Annotated in this window: 23 protein-coding genes and 2 pseudogenes; 13 read left to right on the plus strand and 12 right to left on the minus strand. The window is 70.6% G+C overall.

Annotated elements, in window-relative coordinates:
• Positions 1–38: 38 nt before the first annotated feature.
• Complete coding sequence (locus ACQEWB_RS43705; RefSeq protein WP_432841399.1) at positions 39–380, plus strand: hypothetical protein; 342 nt, start codon at positions 39–41, stop codon at positions 378–380.
• Here ACQEWB_RS43705 and ACQEWB_RS43710 read toward each other — a convergent pair.
• The 6 genes and pseudogenes from ACQEWB_RS43710 to ACQEWB_RS43735 form a co-directional block, all read right to left on the minus strand.
• The gene (locus tag ACQEWB_RS43710; protein WP_432841401.1) at positions 372–1,085 is read right to left on the minus strand and encodes an RNA polymerase subunit sigma; all 714 of its coding nucleotides are present in this window, start codon (positions 1,083–1,085) and stop codon (positions 372–374) included. The genes ACQEWB_RS43705 and ACQEWB_RS43710 overlap by 9 nt on opposite strands.
• 89 nt (positions 1,086–1,174) lie before the next feature.
• Positions 1,175–1,921 carry an SDR family oxidoreductase gene (locus ACQEWB_RS43715; RefSeq protein ID WP_432841403.1) on the minus strand — a complete coding sequence of 249 codons (747 nt, stop codon included), beginning with the start codon at positions 1,919–1,921 and terminating at the stop codon, positions 1,175–1,177.
• Positions 1,922–2,004: 83 nt separating this feature from the next.
• On the minus strand, positions 2,005–3,735 hold the full coding sequence (locus ACQEWB_RS43720) for an L-aspartate oxidase (RefSeq protein WP_432841405.1): 1,731 nt from the start codon (positions 3,733–3,735) through the stop codon (positions 2,005–2,007).
• Between the two features lie 70 nt (positions 3,736–3,805).
• The gene (locus tag ACQEWB_RS43725; RefSeq protein WP_432841407.1) at positions 3,806–4,702 is read right to left on the minus strand and encodes an RNA polymerase sigma-70 factor; all 897 of its coding nucleotides are present in this window, start codon (positions 4,700–4,702) and stop codon (positions 3,806–3,808) included.
• Between the two features lie 72 nt (positions 4,703–4,774).
• The gene (locus tag ACQEWB_RS43730) at positions 4,775–5,776 is read right to left on the minus strand and encodes a glycoside hydrolase family 43 protein (protein ID WP_432844323.1); all 1,002 of its coding nucleotides are present in this window, start codon (positions 5,774–5,776) and stop codon (positions 4,775–4,777) included.
• 120 nt (positions 5,777–5,896) lie between these two features.
• Positions 5,897–6,108, minus strand: a pseudogene (locus ACQEWB_RS43735) (PucR family transcriptional regulator); the annotation flags it as partial.
• Positions 6,109–6,123: 15 nt separating this feature from the next.
• Between ACQEWB_RS43735 and ACQEWB_RS43740 the strand changes: the two are divergent.
• A pseudogene (locus ACQEWB_RS43740) lies at positions 6,124–6,390 on the plus strand (aspartate aminotransferase family protein); the annotation flags it as partial.
• Positions 6,387–7,835, plus strand: a complete 1,449-nt coding sequence (locus ACQEWB_RS43745; protein ID WP_432841409.1) for an NAD-dependent succinate-semialdehyde dehydrogenase — start codon at positions 6,387–6,389, stop codon at positions 7,833–7,835. The pseudogene ACQEWB_RS43740 and the gene ACQEWB_RS43745, both read left to right, overlap by 4 nt.
• Here the strand turns inward: ACQEWB_RS43745 and ACQEWB_RS43750 are convergent, their stop codons facing one another.
• The 4 genes from ACQEWB_RS43750 to ACQEWB_RS43765 form a co-directional block, all read right to left on the minus strand.
• A complete protein-coding gene (locus ACQEWB_RS43750) occupies positions 7,836–8,822 on the minus strand; it encodes an ABC transporter substrate-binding protein (protein ID WP_432841411.1) in 987 nt (328 codons plus the stop codon).
• Positions 8,823–8,831: 9 nt separating this feature from the next.
• The gene (locus tag ACQEWB_RS43755; RefSeq protein ID WP_432841413.1) at positions 8,832–9,599 is read right to left on the minus strand and encodes an ABC transporter ATP-binding protein; all 768 of its coding nucleotides are present in this window, start codon (positions 9,597–9,599) and stop codon (positions 8,832–8,834) included.
• A gap of 2 nt (positions 9,600–9,601) precedes the next feature.
• A complete protein-coding gene (locus ACQEWB_RS43760; RefSeq protein ID WP_432841415.1) occupies positions 9,602–10,645 on the minus strand; it encodes a FecCD family ABC transporter permease in 1,044 nt (347 codons plus the stop codon).
• 270 nt (positions 10,646–10,915) lie between these two features.
• Entirely contained in the window at positions 10,916–12,241 is a 1,326-nt protein-coding gene (locus ACQEWB_RS43765) for a hypothetical protein (protein ID WP_432841417.1), read from the minus strand.
• Between the two features lie 130 nt (positions 12,242–12,371).
• Here ACQEWB_RS43765 and ACQEWB_RS43770 point away from each other — a divergent pair, with 130 nt between their 5' ends.
• The 9 genes from ACQEWB_RS43770 to ACQEWB_RS43810 all read left to right on the plus strand — a co-directional run bounded on the left by ACQEWB_RS43770 (position 12,372) and on the right by ACQEWB_RS43810 (position 21,603).
• Positions 12,372–13,196 carry an SDR family NAD(P)-dependent oxidoreductase gene (locus ACQEWB_RS43770; RefSeq protein WP_432841419.1) on the plus strand — a complete coding sequence of 275 codons (825 nt, stop codon included), beginning with the start codon at positions 12,372–12,374 and terminating at the stop codon, positions 13,194–13,196.
• Positions 13,189–14,103: an amidohydrolase family protein gene (locus ACQEWB_RS43775; protein WP_432841421.1), complete on the plus strand. Its 915-nt coding sequence runs from the start codon at positions 13,189–13,191 to the stop codon at positions 14,101–14,103. The genes ACQEWB_RS43770 and ACQEWB_RS43775 overlap by 8 nt, the downstream gene beginning before the upstream one ends.
• Before the next feature lie 101 nt (positions 14,104–14,204).
• Positions 14,205–15,572 carry an FAD-binding oxidoreductase gene (locus ACQEWB_RS43780; RefSeq protein ID WP_432841423.1) on the plus strand — a complete coding sequence of 456 codons (1,368 nt, stop codon included), beginning with the start codon at positions 14,205–14,207 and terminating at the stop codon, positions 15,570–15,572.
• A gap of 50 nt (positions 15,573–15,622) precedes the next feature.
• Entirely contained in the window at positions 15,623–16,633 is a 1,011-nt protein-coding gene (locus ACQEWB_RS43785; protein ID WP_432841425.1) for an ABC transporter substrate-binding protein, read from the plus strand.
• Positions 16,634–16,635: 2 nt separating this feature from the next.
• Complete coding sequence (locus ACQEWB_RS43790; RefSeq protein ID WP_432841427.1) at positions 16,636–17,403, plus strand: ABC transporter permease; 768 nt, start codon at positions 16,636–16,638, stop codon at positions 17,401–17,403.
• Positions 17,404–17,407: 4 nt separating this feature from the next.
• Positions 17,408–18,235, plus strand: a complete 828-nt coding sequence (locus ACQEWB_RS43795; protein ID WP_432841429.1) for an ABC transporter permease — start codon at positions 17,408–17,410, stop codon at positions 18,233–18,235.
• Positions 18,232–19,041 (plus strand): ABC transporter ATP-binding protein, encoded by an 810-nt coding sequence (locus tag ACQEWB_RS43800; RefSeq protein WP_432841431.1) that lies wholly within the window; start codon positions 18,232–18,234, stop codon positions 19,039–19,041. Before ACQEWB_RS43795 ends, ACQEWB_RS43800 begins: the two co-directional genes overlap by 4 nt.
• Positions 19,038–19,457, plus strand: a complete 420-nt coding sequence (locus ACQEWB_RS43805) for a VOC family protein (protein WP_432841433.1) — start codon at positions 19,038–19,040, stop codon at positions 19,455–19,457. The genes ACQEWB_RS43800 and ACQEWB_RS43805 overlap by 4 nt, the downstream gene beginning before the upstream one ends.
• A gap of 151 nt (positions 19,458–19,608) precedes the next feature.
• Positions 19,609–21,603, plus strand: a complete 1,995-nt coding sequence (locus ACQEWB_RS43810) for a hypothetical protein (RefSeq protein WP_432841435.1) — start codon at positions 19,609–19,611, stop codon at positions 21,601–21,603.
• A gap of 67 nt (positions 21,604–21,670) precedes the next feature.
• Here ACQEWB_RS43810 and ACQEWB_RS43815 read toward each other — a convergent pair whose 3' ends face one another.
• Positions 21,671–22,450 (minus strand): SDR family NAD(P)-dependent oxidoreductase, encoded by a 780-nt coding sequence (locus tag ACQEWB_RS43815; protein WP_432841437.1) that lies wholly within the window; start codon positions 22,448–22,450, stop codon positions 21,671–21,673.
• Positions 22,451–22,490: 40 nt separating this feature from the next.
• On the minus strand, positions 22,491–23,228 hold the full coding sequence (locus tag ACQEWB_RS43820) for an SDR family NAD(P)-dependent oxidoreductase (RefSeq protein WP_432841439.1): 738 nt from the start codon (positions 23,226–23,228) through the stop codon (positions 22,491–22,493).
• 106 nt (positions 23,229–23,334) lie between these two features.
• Between ACQEWB_RS43820 and ACQEWB_RS43825 the strand changes: the two genes are divergently transcribed.
• Positions 23,335–24,219 carry a fumarylacetoacetate hydrolase family protein gene (locus tag ACQEWB_RS43825; protein ID WP_432841441.1) on the plus strand — a complete coding sequence of 295 codons (885 nt, stop codon included), beginning with the start codon at positions 23,335–23,337 and terminating at the stop codon, positions 24,217–24,219.
• Positions 24,220–24,224: the final 5 nt, after the last annotated feature.

Genomic DNA, 24,224 nt, shown 5'->3' on the forward strand with positions numbered 1-24,224 from the left:
GCGTAGGTGGGTTTCTCGTTCGCATCGGGGAGTACGCCATGGACGCACGGGACGAGGCCGCGCGCGGTCTGATCGACATCGAGGGGTACCTGTACCGGAACGCTCATCTGGAAGCGGCGCGTCGGCGGGTGGCGGAGTTCACCGCGCGGGCGGGGGAGCTGAGTCCGGAGCAGAAGCTGGAGATCGAGCAGTGGTACCTCGACGAGCAGCGGTACGTGGCCCGCATGGTGACCGAGCACATCGCCGACTCCGTCAGCGGCGTGGAACAGCAGCACCAGATCCGGATCCGGCAGTGGCTACGAGGGACGCTCATCGCGATGGTCCTCGTCACGCTGTCGATGATCACGTGCGTCGTCGTGGTCCTGGCGTCGTCACGCTGAAGAAGTTCTCCCTCGTCTGCGCTGGTTCCAGGACCGCAGCTTGTCGGGGTTGAGGGTGACCCAGACCAGGGCGGCCCGGTCGTCGGCGACGTGGAGGACGATGACGGCGGCGACCTGGTCGTCGTAGCGGACGACGAGGCCGGTACGGCCGTTCACGGAATGCGTGGTGAGAGTGGTCCGTGGGCGGTGGGCCAGAAGGGTCAGCAGGGTGTCGGCGACCTGCCGGCTGCCGTGCACCGGGCAGGTCAGCGTCCGCACCTTGCCGCCGCCGTCGAAGAACGCGATGACGTCCGGGCACAGCAACGACGTGAGCAGGTCGCCGTCCTCGGTGCGGCACGCGCGGCCGACGGCCTGGGCGACGGCGTCGTGCTGCTGCCGGGTCGTGGGGCGGGAGCGCTGCGACCGCAGCCACTGCCCGGCGCGCTCGGAGAGCTCGGCTGTCTCCGGCTCCGTGCGGGCGACGGGGTCGGCGACCGGGGCCGGGGTCATGCCGAGACAGATCCCGGCCGCGGTCCTCGTCAGCCACCACCGGGGAACGGCGATCCGCCGGCGCGCGGCGTCGGACAGCGCGTACCACCGGCGGTAGGTCTCGTCGACGACGCCCTCCGCAGCAGCCGGGCCGCCCGGCATCCACCGGGCGAACTCCAGCAGGAACCGGCGCTCCTCCAGCAGCTCCGCGATCGACACCGCATCGCCGTGCTCCATACCGCAGCCCCCTCTCGCATGCCCGAGTACGCGGTGGCCCTCTCCTTTTCCGAACGTTCGGAAGGAGAGGGCCACCCGGAGCGCGAGGACTACTTCTGCTGCGCCAGCCAGTCCGCGAACCTGGTCTCCGCGATGTGCGCGCCCGCGCCGGGCAGGAGCGTGTTCTCCTCCAGCGGGGCGCCCCAGTACGTCGCCTCCGGGTCCGTGACGATCTTGCGCGGGTCGTCCGTGGCGGAGAGGCCCATGCGGATGAACTCCTCCAGCTGGAACGCCTCGGGGCCGCCCACCTCCACCGTGCCGTTGACCGGTGCGCCGACCGAGGCGCGGGCGACGGCCGCGGCCACGTCGTCCGAGACCATGGGCTGGATCTTGGCGTCGGGCAGGTGCACGGTGTCGCCCACGGTGACACCGTCGGCGAGCCCCTTCGCGAACTCGAAGAACTGGGTCGCGTGGACGATGGAGTAGGGGAGACCGGACGCCTTGATCAGGTCCTCCTGGACCTGCTTGGCCCGGAAGTACCCGCTGCCCTGGAGGCGGTCGGTGCCGACCACGGACAGCGCCACATGATGCGGCACACCGGCCTCGGCCTCCGCCTTCAGCAGGTTGGTGGTGGAGGTGCGGAAGAACTCCATGACGTCCTCGTCCGCGAACGACGGGGAGTTGGACACGTCGACCACGACCTCAGCGCCCTGGAGGACCTCGGCCAGACCCTCGCCCGTCAGCGTGTTGACGCCGGTGTTGGGCGAGGCCGCGATCGCCTCGTGCCCGTGCTCGCCGAGCCTGGCGACCACCTTCGAGCCGATGAGCCCGGTGCCGCCGATCACTACGACCTTCATAACGGAATTCCTCTCAGGGACTTTCTGATTTTCTGTGCCTGCCATAGAAGAGACCGAACACGGAGTCGGCTTGTGACACCGATTCACTCGACGAGTTTTCCTTCGGTCGAGATCTCGTGCATCAGCGCGGAAATCTCGTCGGGGACGGCCGGAATGCTTTCGCGGGTGATACCGGTGACCGGGGACCACACGAGATTCACCCGGAGAGCGGCATCCTGCTCGGGAAAGTCGCTGCGGTTGTGGCAGCCGCGCGTCTCACGCCGCTCCAGCGCCGACTCGAGGGTGGCCCGGGCCGCGAGCGCCGACGACTTGAGGTCGAAGGCGTGCGCGAGGTCCTGATAGCCGGCGATGTCCGGGTGGACGCCGACGTCCTCCATCCGCTTCTCGATCTCCGCGAGCTCCGCCAGCCCGGCGCGCAGGCCCTCCTCGTCGCGGACGACTCCGGCGTGCTCGGTCATGGTGTTGCGGATGGCACGTTGCAGCGCGCGGACGTTCTCCCGCCCGTCGGCCGCGAGCAGCTCGTCGACCTCCGCGCGGGCCTGCGCGACGGCCGCCGCGGACCGCGGCTGGGCGGTGAGGGCCTGCGAGTACGCGGCCGCGGCCTGCCCGGTGAGACGGCCGTAGACCAGGAGCTCGATGAGACTGTTCCCGCCGAGCCGGTTGGCCCCGTGCAGTCCGCTCGACGCCTCGCCGATGGCGTACAGCCCGCGCACGTCCGTGCTGTGGTCCTCGGGCCGCACCCACACCCCGCCCATCGAGTAGTGCGCGGTGGGCGCGATCTCGATCGGGTCCCGGGTGATGTCCAGCATCTGAAGGTCCAGCAGGGTCTGGTAGACGCGGGGCAGCCGCGTCATGATCGTCTGCCGGGGCAGGTGCGAGACGTCCAGCCAGACGCCGCCCTTCGGGGTGCCGCGGCCCTCCTTGATCTCCGTGTACGAGGCCAGGGCCACGCGGTCGCGGGTGGACAGCTCCATGCGCTCGGGGTCGTAGCGGCTCATGAAGCGCTCGCCGAGAGCGTTGCGCAGGATCCCGCCCTCGCCCCGGGCGGCCTCGCTGACCAGGGTGCCGGCCGCGTTCTCCGGCTCGATGATCCCGGACGGGTGGAACTGCACCAGCTCGGCGTCCCGCAGCCGGGCCCCGGCCTCCACGGCCAGCCGGAAGGAGTCGCCGGTGTTCTCGTCCCGCCGCGAGGACGTACGCCGCCAGATACGGGTGTGACCGCCCGCGGCCAGGATCACGGCGTCGGCCTGGATCAGGTACCGCCTGCCGTTCGTCAGGTCGAAGCCGTACGCCCCGAAGACGGCGCCCTCGTGCACCAGGAGCCGGGTGATGTAGACCCCGTCCAGCACGGGGACGGCGAGCTGTTCCGCCCGCCGGACCAGCGTGCGCTGGATCTCCAGGCCCGTGTAGTCGCCGGCGAAGGCGGTCCGCCGGAACTTGTGCGCGCCGAAGAAGCGCTGCGAGATACGGCCGTCCTCCTCCCTGGCGAAGGCCATGCCGTAGCGCTCCAGGTCGTCGATGCCCCGGGCGGCGCCCCGGGTGACGGTCTCCACGGTGCGCGGGTCGGCGAGGAGGTAGCTCTCCTTGAGGGTGTCCGCGGCGTGCTGCTGCCAGCTGTCCTCGGGGTCCATGGTGGCCAGCGCCGCGTTGATGCCGCCGGCCGCGAGCGCCGTGTGGGCGTCCTCCTTGGGGCGTTTGCCGACGGCGAGGACGTCGATCCCGGCCTCGGCCAGCTCGATCGCCGCCCGCAGACCGGCACCTCCGGTGCCGATCACCAGCACCATGGTGGCGATGCGTTGCTCTGTGATGGCCATGGTCCACTCCGATCGACTGGGTCCTCATCCAGTACGACCGGACGGCCCCGCGATCTGTGACACCCGGCGGTCAGCCGTCCAGCGAAGCCACGTAGCGTGCGAGTTTCTCCGGGTTCATGACCCACAGGAGCCGCTCGATGCCGCGCTCCGAGGTTTCGACGGAGAGCAGCGCCACGGCCTGCCCGTCGGCCAGCACGAGGGCGGCCGGACCGCTGTTCGCCTCCACCCATCGGATGGCCTTGCCGGGCCAGAAGCGCGGGGCGAAGGCGGCGAAGTACCTGGAGACGTGCAGGCGTCCGACCACCGGGATCCTCGACGCGCCGCGGATCCCTCCGCCGTCGGTGTAGCTGACCACGTCCTCGGTGAGCACGTTCTCCAGCACGGACAGATCGCCGTGTTGCGCCGCGGCCAGGAAGACCTCCATCAGCCGCCGGTGGGCGTCGGGGTCCACGGGCTGCCGGCGATCCGAGGAGAGGCGCTTGCGGGCGCGGCTCACCAACTGGCGCGTGTTGGCCTCGCTCGTCTCCAGCATCTCCGCGATCTGCTGGTACGGGTAGTCGAAGGCCTCCCGGAGCACGTACGCGGCCCGCTCCACGGGGTTCAGCTTCTCCAGCAGGAAGAGCACCGCCAGGTCGAGCGCCTCGGCCCGCTCCGCGCCCAGCTGCGGATCCGCCCGGGTGTCGACCGGCTCCGGGAGCCAGGGACCGACGTACGACTCACGCCGCACCCTGGCGGACTGGGCGACGTTGATCGCCAGCCGGGCGGTCACCGTGGCCAGGAACGCCGTGGGCTCCCGGACGGCGGCGCGATCGGTGCCCTGCCATCGCAGCCACGCATCCTGTAGTACGTCCTCGGCCTCCGCCGCACTGCCGAGCACCCGGTACGCGATCCCGAAGAGCTGCGGACGCGCCGCGATGAACGCCTTCGTCCCGTCGTCGGGGGAGTCCGTGTCGTGGCCGGTGCCCATGCGTGTCCCCTCAGGTCGGGGATCAACGATACGACAGGCGCTTACGGTGGGTGCGCCGGCCGGAATCGCAGGTCAGCCGCCGCCGTCGAGGTCGTCACGCCGGCGGAGCACGCGTAGCTCATGGCCGTCGAGCCGCATCTCGTACAGCTTGCCGCGGGCGTTCTCGAAGGGGCGGTGGAGGATCAGCAGCAGGGTGCCGTCGAAGGTGCGGAACAGCATGCCGTGTCCGCTGTCGTCCCGGACCAGGGGGCGGCGCTGTTCCCAAGGTCCCCTGATGTCACCGGATCTGGAGACCGCGTAGGTCTGCACATAGCCGCCGCTGATCGTGCCGTCCTGCCCGGCCAGGTTCTTCTCGTACGTCGACCACAGCATCAGGAGCGACCCGTCGGGGGTGTCGTACAACTGCGGTCCGTCGGTGATGTACGGCGCGAGCTGGTGCGGGACGCCGGCGGGGATCTGCTCGGTGAGCCAGGGTGCGTCGGAGGCCTTGAAGAGGAGGACCGGGTCGCCGGTCGTGCCGGTCAGGTCGGGGGTGAGCCGGATCGCCTCCATGGTTCCGTCGACGGTCTGGAGCCATTCGTGCGCGTACACCATCCACGGCTGCCCGGCCCGGTCGACGTGGAGCGTGCCGTCGAGGGTCATGAGGTGCCCGGGCGGGGTGGGGCGGGCTGGGTCGACGGCGGTGAAGGGGCCGAGGAGGGAGTCGGCCACGGCGGTGATCGTGCCGCGCATGTGGTTCGGGAGCTGGAACGGCGTCCCCCAGCGGCCGGGCGGCGGCACCGGGAGCGCCCTGTCCTCGTCGTGCAGGGTGGTGAACAGGTAGTACCTGCCACGCCACTTGTGCACCTCCGGGGCCCAACCGCCGTCGGTCGCCCAGATCCCCGTCTGCTCGGCGGCCCGGAACACCACGGCCGGGCGTGTCCAGTCGCGCAGGTCACGGCTGCGGTAGACCATCGTGCCGACGCCGTCCACGCCTGACACGGACGGGTCGTTGGAGGTGTAGAGGTGGTAGGTGCGGGTCTCCTCGTCGGCGACGACGAAGGGATCGTGCAGCGGCATGTCGGGAAGCCGCATCGGTTCGGTCTCGGCCACGGCGGCAGGATACGGGGCCGGGATTTCGACCCGAGGGGTCCTCGGATCCGGCACCCGGGGTCAACGCCTCCGTGACACGTCCGACACCGTCAGGGCCACGTGCGTGAGGAGGTCCGTGCCGTGCCGGGTGTGGTGGTCGACGAGGCGGCCCAGCCGGCGTTCCGCGTACTCCTGATGCGGGTGTCCTCGCGCAGGGCGTACAGGAGTTGGCGCAGTCCGACGTCGGAGAGTTCGTGGAAGGAACGGCCGTCCGGGAGCGGCAGGCCGGGTACCGCGGCCTCGGCCACCCGGGCCGGCGCACGGAAGAAGCGGGCGGCTCGGAGAGTTCCGGCGCCAACGCCGTGGCCTGCGCCACCCTCGATGTCGTCCGCGACGGAAGCTCGTGGAGAACGCCGAGGCGATGGGTGCGCGGCTGCGGGAGGGCCTGTGGGCGGTGGTGGAGCGGACGCCGCGCATCGGGGACGTGCGGGGCCTGGAACCAGGTCATTCGGATGATCCCCGCGCTGGTGATCGACGAGGCGGGCGTCGACACGGGACTGCGGGCCTGGGCCGCCGCGGTGGAGAACGGCGTTTCCGGGGAAGGAGAACCGGCATGACCTCCCTTGCTGACGTACCCAGGCAACTGTTCATCGGCGGCACCTGGCAGGACGCCGCGGACGGTATGACGATGCCCGTCGACGACCCCGCGACCGGCGAGATCCTCTGCCATGTCGCCGACGCGGGCCCCAAGGACGCCCGGCTCGCGGAGGACGCCGCCGTCGCGGCACAGCGGGAGTGGGGGCGTACGGCACCCAGGGCCCGCAGCGAGATCCTGCGCCGCGCCTACGAGATCCTCCTCGCCCGCACCGACGAACTCGCCCTTGTGATGACGTCCGAGATGGGGAAGCCGCTGGCCGAGGCGCGGGGCGAAGTGGCGTACGCGGCCGAGTTCTTCCGCTGGTTCTCCGAGGAGGCGGTCCGGATCGGCGGCGACTACGGCACCCTCCCCGACGGCCGCAACCGCATGCTCCTCTCCCGCCGCCCGGTCGGCCCCTGTCTCCTCGTGACCCCCTGGAACTTCCCCCTCGCGATGGGCGCCCGCAAGGTCGGCCCGGCGATCGCGGCGGGCTGCACGATGGTTCTGAAGCCGGCCCCGCAGACCCCCCTCTCCACCCTCGCCCTGACCGCGATCCTGCGGGAGGCCGGCCTGCCCGACGGCGTGCTGAACGTCGTCACCACCTCCCGCGCCGGCGAGGTCTGTGAACCCCTCCTGCGCGGCGGCCGTATCCGCAAGCTCTCCTTCACCGGCTCCACGGCCGTCGGCAGGCTCCTCCTCGCCCAGTGCGCCGACGCGGTCGTACGCACCTCGATGGAGCTCGGCGGCAACGCGCCGTTCATCGTCTTCGACGACGCCGACCTGGGTGTGGCCGTGGACAGTGCGATGACCGCCAAGATGCGCAACATGGGGGAGACGTGCACGGCCGCGAACCGCTTCTTCGTCCACCGCTCGGTGGCGGAGGAGTTCGCGCGGCGGCTGGCCGAGCGCATGGGCGCGCTGGTCGTGGGGCCGGGCACGCGGGACGGCGTCGACGTCGGTCCGCTGATCGACGCGGCGGGCCGCGCGAAGGTGGCGCAACTGGTCGAGGACGCGGTGGACCGGGGCGCCCGCGTGCTGGTCGGCGGCCACACCCCCGAGGGCCCCGGCTGCTTCTACCCACCGACGGTCCTCACGGACGTGGCCCCGGACAGCGACCTGATGGGGACCGAGATCTTCGGCCCGGTGGCGGCGATCCTCACCTTCGAGGAGGAGGACGAGGTGCTCGCCCGGGCCAACGACACGCCCTGGGGCCTGGTCGGCTACCTGTTCACACAGAACCTGGACCGGGCCCTGAGGGTCAGCGAAGGCATGGAGGTCGGCATGGTCGGCCTGAACACGGGCCTGGTCTCCAACCCGGCGGCCCCCTTCGGCGGCGTCAAGCAGTCGGGACTGGGGAGGGAGGGCGGCCGCCTCGGGATCGACGAATTCCTGGACCACCAGTACCTGGCGATTCCGATCAGGTGACTATGGGTGCAAATAGGCTGCCAGCCGCGCAATCGCCGAAGGATTACGGGGACTTTCGACCAGATCCACGTAATCCAGCACGAAGATCCGCCGGTGCTTCACCGCCGACACATTCCGCAACGGCGCGTACGACAACAGGAACTTCCTCTTCTGCTCGGCACTCACATCCCCGTAGTTGCAGATCACGATGACGTCCGGATCCCGCTCCACGACGCTCTCCCAGCCCACCGTGGTCCAGGAATCGTCGACATCGTGCATGACATTGACGCCGCCCGCCGCACTGATGATCTGGTCCGGCGCCGCATAACGGCCGGAGGTGAAGGGCTGATCCTGCCCGCTGTCGTACAGGAACACCTTCGGCCGGGCGTCCCCCTTCGGCGCCTCGGCCGCCACTCCGGCGATCTGCTTCCTGAACCCGGCGATCAGCTTCGCGGCCCGCTTCTCGACGCCGAACAGCCGCCCCAGGTTGGTGAGATCGGTGTAGAGCGCGTCGAGCGGCGGCATGATGCCGCGCGAGGTGTCGGTACGGCCGTTGCGGCACGACTCCGTGAGGATGTACGAGGGGACGCCGAGCTTCTTCAGAGCGTCCGGCGTGAACCCGCTGTCCTCGCGGAAGCCGTAGTTCCAGCCGGCGAAGACCAGGTCTGCGCGGGCGTCGAGGACGTTCTCCTTGGTGAGTTGGTCCTTGGAGAGCCACTTGACCTTGTCGTAGCCGTCCTTCCAGGGGACGTTGCTCAGATCGCCCTTGTCGTCGGGCATGGCGAACCCGGCCATCCGGTTCTCCAGACCGAGCGCGAACATCAGCTCGGTGATCCCGACGTCGTTGGTGACGACGCGCCGCGGGACCTTGTCGTAGGTGACCTTCCGGCCGCAGTTGGTGAGGGTGATCGCGGACGACTTGGCGTCCTTGGCCGGGGTCTCGACCGACGCACCGCATCCGGTGGCGGTAGCGGCCAGACACAGGGCGGCGGCAAGGAACTTGCGCATGGGGGTCCTTCAGGGAATGGTCGGGAGCAGGTCGAACAGAAGCTGGAGCGCACCCGTCTCCGGATGCCGTACGAGATGCGCACGCACCCCGAACACCTCGGCGAGCAGGCCGGGTCGAAGCACCTCGTGCGGCGGGCCGGAGGCGGCGATCCGGCCGTCCGCGATCACATACAGGACGTCGCAGTGCGCGGCGGCCAGGTTGAGGTCGTGCAGGGCCGCGAGGACGGTCAGGCCGCTGTCACGGACCAGGGACAGGACGTCCAACTGGTGGGCGATGTCAAGGTGGTTGGTCGGTTCGTCGAGGACCAGCACCCGCGGCTGCTGGGCCAGCGCACGGGCGATCAGGACGCGCTGCTTCTCGCCGCCGGACAGGGCGAGGAAGCCGCGCTCGGCGAGGTGTGCCACGCCGGTGCGGGCCATGGCCTCCGCGCACACCGCCCGGTCCCGCGCGGCCGTACGGTCCCGGTGCGGCAGCCGCCCCATCGCCACCACCTCGGCGACCGTGAAGTCGAACTCGGCCGACGACTCCTGCGGCAGGGCCGCCAGCGCCCGCGCCGCCGCCCGCGGATCCATGGCGTGTACGTCGTCCCCGTCGAGGCGTACGACACCCCCGGCCGGCCGCAGCGCCCGGTACACGCACCGCAGAAGTGTCGACTTGCCGCTGCCGTTCGGCCCGACGAGCCCCACGACCGTGCCACTGTCGACACTCAGCCGGATCTCGTCGACGATCCGGGCCCCGGCCGCCTCGACCGTCACGCCGTCGATGTCGAGTCTCATCGTCAGCGGCCCCCGAACGCGTAGCCGCCGCGCCGCATCAGCAGCAGCAAGGCGGGCACCCCGACCACCGCGGTGATCACTCCGACCGGCAGCTCGGCGGGCGCGAGCAGCAGCCGGGACAGTACGTCCGCCCACACCAGGAGCACGGCTCCGGCGAGCGGGGCGACGGCCAGTACCCGGCGGTGTTCGGCGCCCACGAGCATCCGTACGACATGCGGCACCATCAGCCCGACGAAGCCGATGGCCCCGCTGACGGCGACCACGGTCCCGGTCACCGCGGCGGTGACGAGGAACAACTCCCGCCGCAGCCGGGCGGGTTGGACACCCAGCGCGGCGGCTGTCTCATCCCCCATGGCGAGGGCGTTCAGCGACTCGGCCCGCCGACGCAGCCAGCCCCACCCGGCCGCCACGGTCACCGCCGCGAGCGGCACCTGCGCCCAGGTCGCACCGCCCAGGCTGCCGAGCAGCCACATCATCGCCGAGCGGGCCGCCTCGCCGCGGGCCGCGCCGAACACCATCACGGTGGTGACCGCCTCGAAGCCGTACGCCAGTGCCGTCCCGCTGAGGATCAGCCGCAGCGGAGTCAGCCCGTGCGGTGAGCGGGCCACCGCGTACACCAGTGCCATGGCCGCGAGCGCCGAGGCGAACGCCGACACCGACAGCGCCCACACGCCCAGCCCCGCGAACGCCCCCAGCAGGATCACGGCGTTGGCGCCGACCGCCGCGCCCGAGGAGATGCCCAGCACGAACGGATCGGCGAGCGCGTTGCGGACCATCGCCTGCACGGCCACTCCGACGGAGGCGAGTCCGGCGCCCACGACCGCGCCGAGCACGACTCGGGGCAGCCGGATCTCCCAGACGATGGTGTACGCGGCGACGTCACCCGCGTGGACGGTCCCGCCGGTGAGCCCGGCCCACAGGAACCGGAGGACGGGCCCCCAGCCGATCCCGGCCGCGCCGAGCCCGACGCCGCACACCAGGGACGCGAGCAGGAGGAGCGCGAGCCCAAGTGCCAAGGGCAGTACGGGTGTCGGACTTCGGCGCACGGTGTGGGCGGTCCTTCGCCTAGGGCCGCCTGCGGAATCTCACGCAAGGAGACGGCCCGTACGGCACCGGGGCCGCGCGGTCCCCTCTCGCAGTCCACGGCGAGCAGTCAACGGGTCGCGCCACCCACAGGCGATCGGGCTCGCGCGACGGACCGAGGTTCGCCGCGCACACCGTTGCGGGTCAGCGCCGGACTCTCACCGGACTTCTCCCACGGGAGGCTCCCGGAGCGTAACAAACGCCCCGGACTCCGCTTACAGGGCCTCCTCCGCTCACCGGACCTCTTCGGCGAGGGTGGCCAGGTCCTCGTCCGTCAGCAGCCGGCCCTCGCGCGCCATCAGTTCCCGGGCCCGGACGAGGAGGTCGTCCACCTGCTCGTGGCCCAGCTCGATGCCCAGGGCCGTCAGCTTGTCGACCAGGGTGTACGGGCCGCTGTCCGGGGTGAAGGGGACCGTGCGGGTGTTGCCGACGAGTGTCGGCTCCAGGCAGTTGTGCAGGAGCGGGTCGATCTCCGTCTCCTGGGTGATGAGGTCCATGCCGCCCCAGCAGAAGGCGTGCGTGCCGGTCACCGGGTGGTTCCAGGCGGTGTGATAGCCCGTCAGTTCCTGCCCCGCGCGGGCCAGTTCAGTGAGGCGCTCGGTCCTGATGCCGGTCTGCACCCCGTACAGCGACTCGAAGGCGAGCGCGGTCGCCGCGAGGTCGGCGTTGCCGGGGCCGCCGCAGTAGCCGTTGACGGACAGCTCGACGGCCACCGCGCCCGCCCGGACCGCGGCCACCGCGCAACCGACGGCCAGGCCATAGGTGTTGTGCGGATGGAGGCCGACCTCGACGTGCGGAGCGAGGGCACGGGTCTGCCGTACCAGATACCCGTACGCCTCCGGGCTCATCGCCCCCGGCCCGTCGAAGAGGGTCAGTTCGGTGGCCCCCGCCGCGGCGAGCAGCGTGACCGACTCCTCGTGGCTCTCCTCGGTCGCGTACGACACCATCAGCAGTGGCACGATCGCGTCGAGGCCGCGTTCGCGTGCGTACGACACCAGGCGCGCGGCCCGAGCCAGTACGGCCGCGCGGTCGCGCGGCGTTTCGGCGGTGCGCCACTCCTCGCCGCGCCAGGCCCGCCCGTAGACCGGCGCCTGGTAGATCAGCGAGGTCTCGCCGAAGCCCTGCACCCACACCTGTACGGCGTCGTAACCGGCCGAGGCCGCGCGGTCGATGTCCTCGGGGGAGCGCATCAGCGGGCACACCACCCGGCAGTCCGGGCTCTCGCCCTTGACCAGCGCCACCTCGGACTTGAGTGCGGCTTCGGTCCGGCCGCCGAGGCCCGCCGTGACGACCTCGGGGACTCCGCTGCCGACGAGTCGCCGCAGGAACGCCTCCTTGGCCTCCGTCGAGGCCACGACGCCCGGCAGGGTCTCCACCGAGCGCAGGGTCGCGTCCCGCAGCCGGACCCACGGGGGGAGTGAACCCACCACGTCCGTACGCCGGTTGAGCGGGCTGACCGACCAGCGGCCGGGCTCGTAGGCACCCGGTGCACGGCGCTCCGCCAGCTCGGTGCGGAAGCGGGCGATCTCCTCGGGCGTGAACACGGGCGGCTTCTTCATACGACCCATCCAAACCCGGTGTCGACACTAAAGGCAATATCTCTGTGCTGTGAGCCATGATGTTTACTTTCTGTCGACACATGGCTAGAACTGTCGACAGTTTCGCCAACCCCCGTGGGAGGGAGACCCCGTGAACCAACACCTGCCCGGCCGACCGCCGGGCCGTCTCGCCGACCGGATCGCCGTGATCGGAGGTGCCGGCAGCGTCGGCCCCGGCTGGGGCAACGGCCGTGCCACCGCCGTGATCTTCGCCCGGGAGGGCGCCACCGTCTTCCTGGCCGACCGGGACAAGGAGTCCCTGGAGGTCACCGCCCGGCAGATCCGGGAGGAGGGCGGTACGGCGCACACCGCCGTGCTGGACGTGACCCAACCGGACGCCGTACGTGACTACTTCGCCGAGTGCGAGCGCCTCGCGGGCCGCATCGACATCCTTGTCAACAACGTCGGCGGCTCCCGCGCCGGAGGCGTGGTCGACCTCAGTCCCGACGACTGGGAGAGCCAGCTCGACACCAATCTCACCAGCGTCTTCCTGGCCTGCAAACACGTCGTCCCGGTCATGCGGCGCGGCGGCGGGGGCGCGATCGTCAACACGGCCTCGGCATCGGGGCTGCGCTGGACGGGTGCCGCGCAGGTCGGATACGCGGCGGCCAAGGCGGCCGTCATCCAGCTCTCACGGGTCACGGCCGTCGAGTACGCACCGGACAACATCCGGGTCAACACCGTCGTGCCGGGGCAGCTGCACACGCCGATGGTCGAGGCCCGGCTCGCCGGGCAGCGGGCGGACGGTGACGTGGCGAAGCTGCTCGCCCAGCGGCAGGCGCGGATCCCGCTCGGCTTCATGGGCGACGGCCGCGACACGGCGTACGCGGCGCTCTTCCTCGCCTCCGAGGAGGCCCGCTTCGTGACCGGTACGGAGATCGTCGTCGACGGCGGAATGACGGCCCGCTGTGACTGAACCCGCCGTACACGAGACGGAGTCGACGCCCTCCCCGGGCTGCCCGCCCCCGCATCCGGCCCCGCGCACCCCGTCCCTGGCGCTCCCGCGCGACAGCTGCGACGCGCATTGTCACGTCTTCGGGCCCGCGGACGTGTTCCCGTACGCCCCGGACCGCACCTTCACCCCGATCGACGCACCCAAGGAGCAACTCCGCGCGCTGCACGCCCACTTGGGCCTCACGCGTGCCGTGGTCGTGCAGTCCTCCTGTCACGGGAACGACCACTCCGTACTGCTGGACGCGCTGAGAGGCGGCTGTGGACGGCTGCGCGGGGTGGCCCTGATCGGGGAGACGACCACCCGGGACGAGGTCGAGGAACTGCACCGGGCAGGAGTACGGGCGTTCCGGCTCAACTTCCTGCCCCATCTGCGCACCCCGCCCACCCGGGCCGAGATCGACTCGGTGCTCGAACGGGTCGACGGACTCGGCTGGGCCGCTCAACTCCATGTCCGGGGGGAGGAGTTCGAGGCTCTGGAGGGTCTCGTGCGTCTCCTGCCCGGCCGGGTGGTCGTCGACCACATCGGCAGGGTCGACCTCGCCGACGGGCGCGACGGACCCGCCCCGCGCGCGCTGCGTGCCCTGCTCGACGGCGGGCAGGTGTGGGTGAAGGTCAGCGGGGTGGACCGTGTCTCGCGGCAGGGGCCGCCGTACGCCGACGCGGTGGCGCTGGCCGCCGATCTGGTCGCCCACGCACCCGAGCGCGTGGTGTGGGGCACCGACTATCCGCACGTCAACATCGCCGGTGAGGCGCCCGACGACGGCCTGCTCGTCGACCTCATCGAACGCATCGCACCCGACCCCGCGCACCTGCGCCGGCTGATGGTGGACAACCCGGCCGAGCTCTTCGACTTTCCGTCAACTCACTAGTGTCGGCAGAGATGGCAGGTATTTCCCCGTCACATCCCTTGAATGCCGCCAAGTGTCGACAGTAGTGTCCCGACTCGAAACCCCGTGTGAGGAGAACGGCCATGGCCGATCTGTACCCGGACCGCCTGCTCAGGCGCGGCGAGCCCGCGTACGAGCAGGCGCGCCTCGACGCAGTGTGGAACGAGCGCAAGCCCGAGCGGTACCCCGACGTCATCGTGCTCGCCGAGAGCGAGCAGGACGTCGTGGCCGCCGTGCGGCTCGCCCGCGCCGAGGGCCTGGCCGTCGGCATCCGCTCCGGCGGCCACAGCTGGGTCGGCAACGGGGTGCGGGACGGCGGCATGCTGCTCGACCTCTCGCGGCTGCGGGACGTCACCGTCGACCCGGCGGCGCGCACGGCCGCAGTCGGTCCCGCGGTCAAGGGCCCGGCCCTGCTCGAACAGCTCGCTCCACACGGACTGTTCTTCCCCACCGGACACGCCCCCACCGTCGGCATCGGCGGTTTCATCCTCGGCGGCGGCTACGGCTGGGACTCGCGCCGCCTCGGCCCGGCCTGCCTGAGCATCGAGGCCGTCGACGTCGTCCTCGCGGGCGCCACCCTCGTGCACGCCACCGACAGCTCCCACCCCGAGCTGCTGTGGGCGGCGCGCGGCAGCGGCCCCGGCTTCTTCGGCGTCGTCACCCGCTTCCACCTCGCCCTGCACGACCTGCCCCGCCGCATCCTGCGGACCGCGCACAGCTACCCCATGGAGATGCGGGACGAGGTGCTCGCCTGGTCGTACGACACCCTCGAACTCCTCGCGCCCGCGGTCGAGTTCTCGGCGAAGGTGGGCTTCTCACCCTGGCTGCGGCAACCCACGGTCTCCGTCACGGCCACCGCCTTCTGCGACACCGAGGAGGACCTCCTGGCACCCCTGGAGGACGCGCCCTTCCGGGACCGGGCGATCCGCGCGGTGGTCTCGCAGGAGACGGACATGGCGGAGCTGTACGACTACGCGGACCGGATGACCCCGGCCGGTATGCGCTGGGCGCTCGACGGGATCTGGACCGACGAACCCGTCGACAAGGTCCTCGACGCGGCCCGCCCGCTCTTCGACTCCATCCCGGACACCACCAGCCATGTGCTGTGGATGCTGTGGGGCGGGCACCCCGAGCGCGCGAACTCGTGCTGGTCCAGCCAGGCCAAGCTGTACCTCTCGCCGAACGCCGGCTGGACCGACCCCGCCGAGGACCTGGCCCACGAGGACTGGGCGCACGGACGGCTCGCCGACATGCAGCACCTGTCGAAGGGCCTTCAGTTCTCCGACAACAACCTCGCCGACCGCTTCGACCACGGGCTCAGCCCCGCCAACTCGGCACGCCTGGAGGAGATCCGGGCCGTGTACGACCCCGAGGGGCGCTTCCGCTCCTTCATGGCCCCTCGGGAATCCACCACCGCATACGCCGCCGCGGGACACGCGCGGACGCACTAGTTCGTACCCGGCGCCAGTTCGTACCAAGGAAGCTCAAGGAGAGCCGTTTCATGGAGACTTCGAGAAACCCGCGGCGTCGTACCGTCATCCTGCTGACCGCCCTGGCCGTCACCGGGTCCCTCACCGCCACCGCCTGCGGCGGCGAGTCCGCCACGGCCAGCACCTCGGACGGCAAGGCCGAGGTGACCGTCCTGCGCTCCAACGGCGCCATCTTCGAGCCCCTCTACATCGCCCAGCAGCAGGGGTACTTCAAGGCCGCGGGCCTCGACGTCACCATCAAGGCGGGCGCCCAGGACACCTCGCAGAACGCGCCCTCGGTCCTCAACAACGAGGCCCAGTTCGCCATGACGGACAGCTCCGGCTTCCTCAAGGGCGCCGCGCAGGGCATGGGCATCCGGATCGTGACCGGTCTTCAGTCCGCGACGACCAAGACCGATCCCACCGACGGGCTCCTGGTCAAGAAGAGCAGCGGCATCACGTCCTTCGCCGACCTGGAGGGCAAGACGGTCGGGCTGTCCGCGCTCGGCGGCACCATCCAGTTCATCGTCGAGTACCTGGTCCAGAAGGACGGCGGCGACCCCACCAAGGTCAAGTTCGTCGCCCTGCCGACGACTTCGCTCACCGACGCGGTGACGTCGGGCAAGACGGACGCCGTCTACTCCTTCGGTGCCTTCTTCGCCGCCGCCAAGACCAATGCCAAGCTGCGGGTCATCGGCAAGGGTATGAACGAACTCCCCGGCATGGTCCAGGGGTTGCTCTTCTCCAGCCAGAAGTACCTCGCCGCCAACGGCGCCACGGCGAAGAAGTTCATCGAGGCGGTCGCCAAGGCGATCACCTACGCCAACGAGCACCCCGACGCCGTACGCGCCATCGACAAGAAGTACACGCAGCTGGACGCCGCCTTCATCGACAAGCAGGCCACCGCCTACTACGACACCACGCTCAACACCACCGTGATGCGCACGGTGATCACGAAGATGCACGAGTTCAAGCTGCTCGACAACGAGCCCAAGGACGCCGACGTCTACTGGGACCAGGCACCCACCTCGGCCGGTGACTAGCGATGGCCAAGGTCCGACTGCTCCAACTCAGCGCACTCGCCGCCGTGTTGGCGCTGTGGGCGCTCGTCGCCGCGGTGGGCGTGGTGAGCGCGACCGCGCTGCCCGGGCCGCGCGCCGTGGCCGTCGCCCTCGGTGACCTCCTCGGCAGCGGCGGCTTCTGGCAGGCGGTGGGGGAGACCCTGCGCGGCGCGGTCACCGGCCTGCTCGTGGCGATCGGCGTGGGCATCCCGGTCGGCCTGCTGACCGGCGTGTACGCGGCGGCCGAGGAGTCCTCCCGGCTGCTGATGGAGATCCTCCGCTCCTTCCCGGTGATCGCCCTGCTCCCGGTCTTCCTGCTCGTCCTCGGTTCCACCCCCGGCATGAAGGCGACCGTCGTCTTCGTCGCCTGTGTCTTCCCGGTGCTGCTCCAGGCCCAGTACGGAGCGCGCAGCGTGAGTCAAGCCGTGCACGAGACCGTGCGCGGTTACCGCATCCCGCGGTTGCTGCAACTGCGCCGGGTGGTCCTGCCGGCCGCAGCCCCCTCGATCATGACGGGGCTGCGGCTGGCGGCGACGACATCGGTCCTGGTGGCCATCGGAGTCGAGGTCCTCACCACCCTGCCCGGCATCGGCCACATGATCATGGAGTCGCAGCAGGCGGGCGCCTCGGCGCGGGCCTACGCGTACATCCTGACCGCCGGGACCATCGGGTACACGATCACCCTGCTCGCGCAGTACGCCGAGCACCGCCTGCTGCGCTGGCGCCCGCCGGCGCAGGCGGGAAAGGAGTAACGGCGTGCTCCCCTGGAAACCGATCCTGCGCCAACTCTGGCTGCCCGCCCTGGTGTTCGTGGTCCTGCTGCTCGCGACCGCGGGCAGCACCAGCTTCTACTTCCCGCCGCTGACCGACGTACTGGCCGCGCTCTGGCGGGAGTTGCTGCACGGCGGACTCGTCGGCGACCTGCTGTTCTCCCTGCGCAACATCGTGCTCGGACTGGCCCTCGCCACCGTGGTCGGGGTCGGCGCCGGACTCGTCATCGGGGAGATCCGCACCCTGCGCCTGGCGACCGGCCCGCTCCTCGACTTCGCCCGCGCCACCCCCACGGTCGGCTTCGTGCCCGTCATCATCCTCACCCTGGGCATCGGCTCCGGACCGAAGGTCTTCCTGATCTTCCTGGGCTCGGTGTGGCCGATCCTGCTCAACACCGTCAGCGGCGTACAGGCGATCAACCCGGCCGTCCACGAGACCGCGCACGGCTACCGCATCCCGTGGCCGCTGCGGCTGCGCCGGGTGATCCTGCCCGGCGCCCTGCCGCAGATCCTGGCCGGCATCCGGGTCGCCCTGTCCGTCGCCGTGGTCCTCATGGTGGTCAGCGAGATCTACGGATCCCCGGTCGGGCTCGGCAACTTCATCCTGCAGAGCGGCTCCAGCTTCCATGTCGCCGAGACCTGGGCCGGCACCATCCTCATCGGCATCCTCGGCTACGGCCTGAGCGTGCTGCTCCTGCTCGTCGAGCACCGCCTGCTGGGCTGGTACCACCAGCGCGCCCCCCGTGTCCGCTCCCCACGGCCGGTCCGGACCGGCAGCACCGAGAGCGTCAAGAGCAACGGAGTCGCCGTATGAAACGCGGATCGAGCCTGCACGTCGAGGACCTCGGCATGAGCTTCGGCCAGGGTGCCGAGGAACACCGGGTCCTCGACGGCCTGACCCTGCGCGTGGACCCGGGCGAGGCGGTGTGCATCGTCGGCCCGTCCGGCGCGGGCAAGACGACGCTGCTGCGCTGCCTCGCCGGACTCACCCGACCTTCCTCCGGCCGGGTGCGGTACGGGGAGAGCCCGTTGACCGAGCCGCACGGCGACATCGCCGTGGTCTCCCAGGACTACCGCGGCTCGCTGCTGCCCTGGCTGCGGGTCTGGGACAACGTCGCCTTCCCGCTCCAGGGGCGGGGCGTCAAGAAGGCCGTACGCAAACGGCGTGCACTGGAGTGCCTGGAGGCGGTCGGCCTCCCGGACGTGGGTGAGAAGTATCCGTGGCAGCTCTCCGGCGGGATGCAGCAGCGGGTGGCCATCGCACGCGGACTGGCCTACGACGCCCCGGTGTTGCTGATGGACGAGCCGTTCGGGTCGGTCGACGCGCAGTCCCGCTTCGACCTGGAGGACCTCACCCTCCAACTGCGCCGGCGACTCGGCATCACCGTCGTGGTGGTCACCCACGACATCGACGAGGCCGTCTACCTCGGCGACCGCGTCATCGTCCTGGGCGGAAAGCCCACGGCCGTCCTCGACAACCTCGCCATCCCGCTGGGGACCGAACGCGACCAGCTGACGACCCGGGCCGACCCCCGCTTCGCCGAACTCCGCACCCGGGTCCTGGCGTTGATCCGCGGCGAGCGGATGCCGGCCGCAGATCCGGAGGCGGCCCGACGGTGACCGCGAGGTTCGACCACGCCGGCATCTCCGTACCCGACCTCGAAGCGGCCGTCCGCTGGTACCGGGAGGCGCTGCACCTCACCGAGGAGCACACCTTCGCCGTCCCCGGCACCGATCTGCGCGGGGTGATGCTCCGTCACTACAGCGGCTACCGCGTCGAGTTGCTCCACCGACCGAACGCCGCAGCGGGCCCGACCCCCGACGGCCCGGTGCAGGCGGCGGGCACGCTCGGCTACGGCCACCTCTGCCTCGCCGTCGACACGCCGGGCGAGGTCGACACCGAGTTCGCCCGGCTCGTCGCCGCGGGTGCGGGCATCCGGATGAGCCCGCGGCCCTCGCCGCGGACCGGTGCCCGGATGGCCTTCGTGTCCGACCCGTACGGCAACCTCCTCGAACTGATCGACCGCGCCGCCTGAGCCAGTCGGCGGCGAACCGCTTTTCTCCTTCACCGGGCCGGCACCCCCCTGTTGGTCCACCGGGCCGGCACCCCCTTTGCCGGCTCACCCTGACCGACGCCCCCTGCCGGTCAGGCATGCCCGAAATCCCCCGAGAACAAAGGAGTTCCCTGTGACACACCCCAGCAGGACCGGCCCCGAGGTCACCTACCGGGCCCGTCCCCGCGCCCTCCTCGTGGCCGTCGCCGCCGCCATGGCACCGACGCTGGTCGCCCCCGCGGCCGCGCACGCGGCGTCCGCCAAGAAGACGAAGGTCAAGGCCGGAAAGAGCATCACCGTCGCCTCGGGCGAGACCCTCACCCTCACCGAGACCACCACCGCGACCAGCCTGACCATCGAGGAGGGCGGCGTCATCGCCGTCCCCGACGGCTACAGCCTCACCCTCACCGTCAACGGCGTGGAGACCGGCAGCGAACTCGCCGCGCTCACCGACGGCAACGGCGGAGTGGCCACCGCCATCGCGGCCGGCACCTACTCGGGCACCATCGTCCTGGACGTCGCCGAAGCCACCGACGTCACCTACAGCACCCTCACCTTCCCCTTCCGCCAGGCGCTCTACGTCGACTCCGACGGCGTGGACGAGTCCAAGTCGGTCCCCTCCGCCGTCCTCGGCGGCACCGTCACCGACAGCGCCGCGACCGGCATCACGCTCACCTCCGACGGCGAGGCGTTCAACGGGGTCTACGTCGCGGACGGCGGCACCTACACGCTCACCGACCCCACGATCGCCTTCGACGGCAACGGCCGCTGCGACTTCGTCGGTTACGGCGCCTCGATCGTCGGCACCGGCTCCGGGACGACTCTCGTCATCGACGGCGCCACCATCAGCAACGAGGGCGTCGTACGCACGGCGGTGATCGCCGACGCCACCGCGAACGTCATCGTCAAGAACTCCACGATCCACTGCGCCGACGGCACCGTGCCCGACGAGTACCCGGCCTCCGGCACCGGCGACACCCGCTACATGATCACCGTCCCCTGGATGCTGGGCATCTCCGGCAACGTCCGCGCCACCAACCTGCTCGGCACGAGCACCAAGGCCTCGTACGTCAACTCCTCGATCTCCTCGGAGAAATGGGGCGCGCTGTCGGTCGACGGCGGCAGCTACTGCACGCTGACCGCCATCAACAGCACGATCGCCAACACCGGCGGCCAGGGCTACGGCTCGTACGCCATCGGCAACGTCACCGAGCACTTCCTCGGCTGCACCTTCGACGTCGGCGACTACGCCCTCATCCACTGGGGCGCCTCGGCGCACTACGGCGACAGCACCGCGGACGCCGTCGCGGACCTCAACGACTCCCTCGACATCGGCCTGACCAGCGCGGAACTGAGCGCGCTGCCGGAGCAGTCGACCACCATCGACGCGGGCCGGTTCATGGTCCTGTGGTACGCCGCCGGGTCGGTCACCATCGACGGCGGTACGCAGGTCAACACGGGCGAGACCACCTTCATGTGCAAGGCGGTGGCGGGCACGGTCACCGTCGACGGCTCCGACGGCGCGTCGATCAGCTCGGGCACCGGCGTCCTCTTCCAGCTGATGGACACCGACCGGCCGAGCAGCGTCACGGTGTCCGGCGAGCCGTGGAGCTCCGAGACGATCGGCACGTACACCGAGCCCACCGGCTCGCCGTCGAAGTCGTCCAGCTGGGTGACCACGGCCACGCAGTCCACCGACGCCAAGGGCACCTTCACCGACATCGACCTGACCGGCGACTTCTACAACTCGGTCTGGGGCGGCGGCAACGCGAGCCTCCAGGGCCAGAACCTGACCCTCAGCTTCACCGGCTCCACGGTCGAGGGCGTCATCTCGGCCAGCACCGCCAAGCACAGCGTCTCCACGATCACCTCGACGGAGTACCGCGAGATCAGCGAGGTCACCAACACGCCGAGCGCGGTGGTCAACAACGGCGTGCTCGTGACGCTGGGCGCGGGCTCGACATGGACGGTCACCGGAACCTCGTACCTGAGCTCGCTCACCCTCGCCTCGGACGCGTCGGTGACGGCTCCCTCCGGCAAGACGGTGACCCTGACGGTCGACGGCACGACCACGGCGATCAAGGCGGGCAGCACCTACACGGGCGCCCTGACCCTGACGGTGTCGTAACAACAACAGAAGAACCGGCCCCCGGGATGCGAACCAGATCCCGGGGGCCGGCGTTTGAGGGGAACTACTAGGCTCCGATCATGTTGAAGCCGCCGTCGGCGTTCAGATAGACGCCCGTCATGTGCGAGGCGTCGTCCGTGGCCAGGAACAGGGCCGTCCCCGCGACCTCGGACGGCCCCGGGATACGTCCCATCGGCGTCTTGGAGATCATGTCCTCCCGGCGGCCGGACTTCCAGTCGGCCCGGTTCAGCAGGGTCTCGGTCTCGATGAAGCCGGGCGCGAACGTGTTCACCCGCACCACGGGTGCGAAGGCCTGCGCGTAGGACTTGGTGATGCCGAGGATGCCGTACTTCGCGGCGGCGTACTGAGGGGCCCGCGCGCTGCCGCGCACGATCACGGTCGAGCCGATGTTGACGATCGCGCCGTGGCCCTGGTCGAGCATCAGGGACCCGAACTCGTGGACGCACAGCATGGTTCCCTTGACGTCCACGGCGAGCACATGGTCGATCGACTCCTCGGTGAGGTCCCGCCAGGACATCTGGTCGCCCGCGACGTCGCCCACGTTGTTGACCAGCACGTCGAGGACACCGAAGTGGCCGAACACCTCCTCGGCCATGCGGATGACGTCCTGGTGGACGGAGATGTCGCCCTGGACGAGCACGGCCTTGCGCCCCAGGGCCGTGATCCGCTCGGCCGTCGTCTCCGCGCCCTCCCGTGAACTGCGGTAGTGGACGGCGACGTCGGCACCCTCCTGCGCCGCCCGCACGGCGATCTCGGCTCCATAGCCGGTGCCCGCCCCCGTGACGAGGACGGTCTTGCCGACGAAGCGTTCGGGGACGGGGGTCATACGGGCTCCGTTCGTGAAGTCGCGTGTTTTCCAAGGGCGTTCATACGAGGGTGCGCCCCCCGTCGGCGTACAGCACCTGCCCGGTGACGAATCCGGACTCGGCGGAGGCGAGGAACAGGGTCGGCCCGATCAGGTCGTCGGGGCGGCCGAGCCGCTCGGCCGGGACCAGTGCCTTCAGGGCGTCGCGGACGCCCGGGCGGGCGAGGTAGGCGCTGGTCAGGTCGGTCTCCGTGTAGCCGGGCGCGACCGCGTTGACGGTGACTCCGTCGGCCGCCCACTCGCGGGCCATCACCCGCATCAGCTGGTTCACTCCGCCCTTGCTCGCCGCGTACGGGGCGTGGTCGCGGTGGGCCAACAGGCCCGAGACGGAGGACAGGTAGACGATCCGGCCGTAACCACCCGGCACCATCACCGCTCCCACCGCCCTGCCCAGCCAGAACGCGCTGTTGAGGTTCACGGCGATCAACCGCTCCCACACCTCGTCCGGTGTGTCGAGGACCGGCCTGCGGTCGTTGACGCCCACCGCGTGCACGAACACGTCCAGTCCGCCGAGGAGTTGGACCGCCTCCGCGACCGCGCCGTGGCAGGCCTCGGCGGAGGTGAGGTCGGCCGCGATGCCGGTGACCCCGTCAGCGATGCCGTCGAGTCTGTCCTTGTCCACGTCGAGTACGACCACGTCCGCGCCCGATCCGGCGAGTGCCCGGGCCACCGTCGCGCCGATGCCGCCGACTCCGGCGACCAGGGCGCGGGTACCCGCGAAGTCCCACGTTGTGCGCATGGCCTGGACCGTAAGCCACTCTCTTAATTTCTGTCCACACTTTGCGCAGGTATTGACGATGATCGGCCTGCTGGGCAGGCTGAGTGTCGACAGTTAGGGAGGTCTGATGAAGCTGGTGACGTTCGACGCGGGACCCGAGGCGGGGCTGGTGGGGCGGCTCGACGGGGAGACCGTCGTGGCGCTGGAGGTGCCCTCGACCAGGGAGTTCTTCGAACGGGAGGCGCAAGTTGCCGAGACGGGGCGGACGTTCGCGCTCGCCGACGTCCGGCTGCGGGCGCCGATCGTGCCGAAGAAGTTCTTCCACACGGCGGGAAACTTCCGCGAGCACCACGAGGACCTGGTCCGGGTCGACTGGTCCCACCCGGTCAACAAGGGCATCGTCTTCTTCCAGAACGTCGACGCGATCATCGGCCCCGAGGAGCCGATCGTGTACCCGGCGAACCTGACCCGGGAACTCGACTACGAACTCGAACTCGCCGTGGTGATAGGCAAACCGGGGCGGTTCTTCTCCGCCGACCAGGCAGCCGAGCACATCGCGGGCTACCTGGTCTTCAACGACATCACCGCCCGCGACATCCAGCGCAGGGAGATGGAGTCCGGGGTCTTCTCCTTCTCCAAGGCGATCGAGACGTTCTGCCCGATCGGCCCGTACATCGTGACCGCCGACGAGATCGACGACCCGCACGACCTCGACATGGAGCTCAGGGTCAACGGGGACGTCCGGCAGAAGTCCAACACCGCCCGGATGTCGGTGTCGATCCCCCAACTGGTCGCCTACCACTCGCCGCAGACCTACAGCGCCGGCGACCTCATCACCACCGGCACCATCGCCGGCGTCGCCGCGAGCACCGCCGACCCCTTCGCCAACTACCTCAAGCCCGGCGACGTCGTCGAGGCCGAGATCGAGGGCATCGGCGTGCTGCGCAACCCGGTCGTCTCCTGGCGGAACGCCCACGGCAGCGAAGAGCCGCCCGCAGAGCAGTGGGTGTGATCGGC

The sequence above is a fragment of the Streptomyces sp. CA-249302 genome, from assembly GCF_050936785.1.
In the GTDB taxonomy this organism is placed as follows: Bacteria; Actinomycetota; Actinomycetes; order Streptomycetales; family Streptomycetaceae; genus Streptomyces.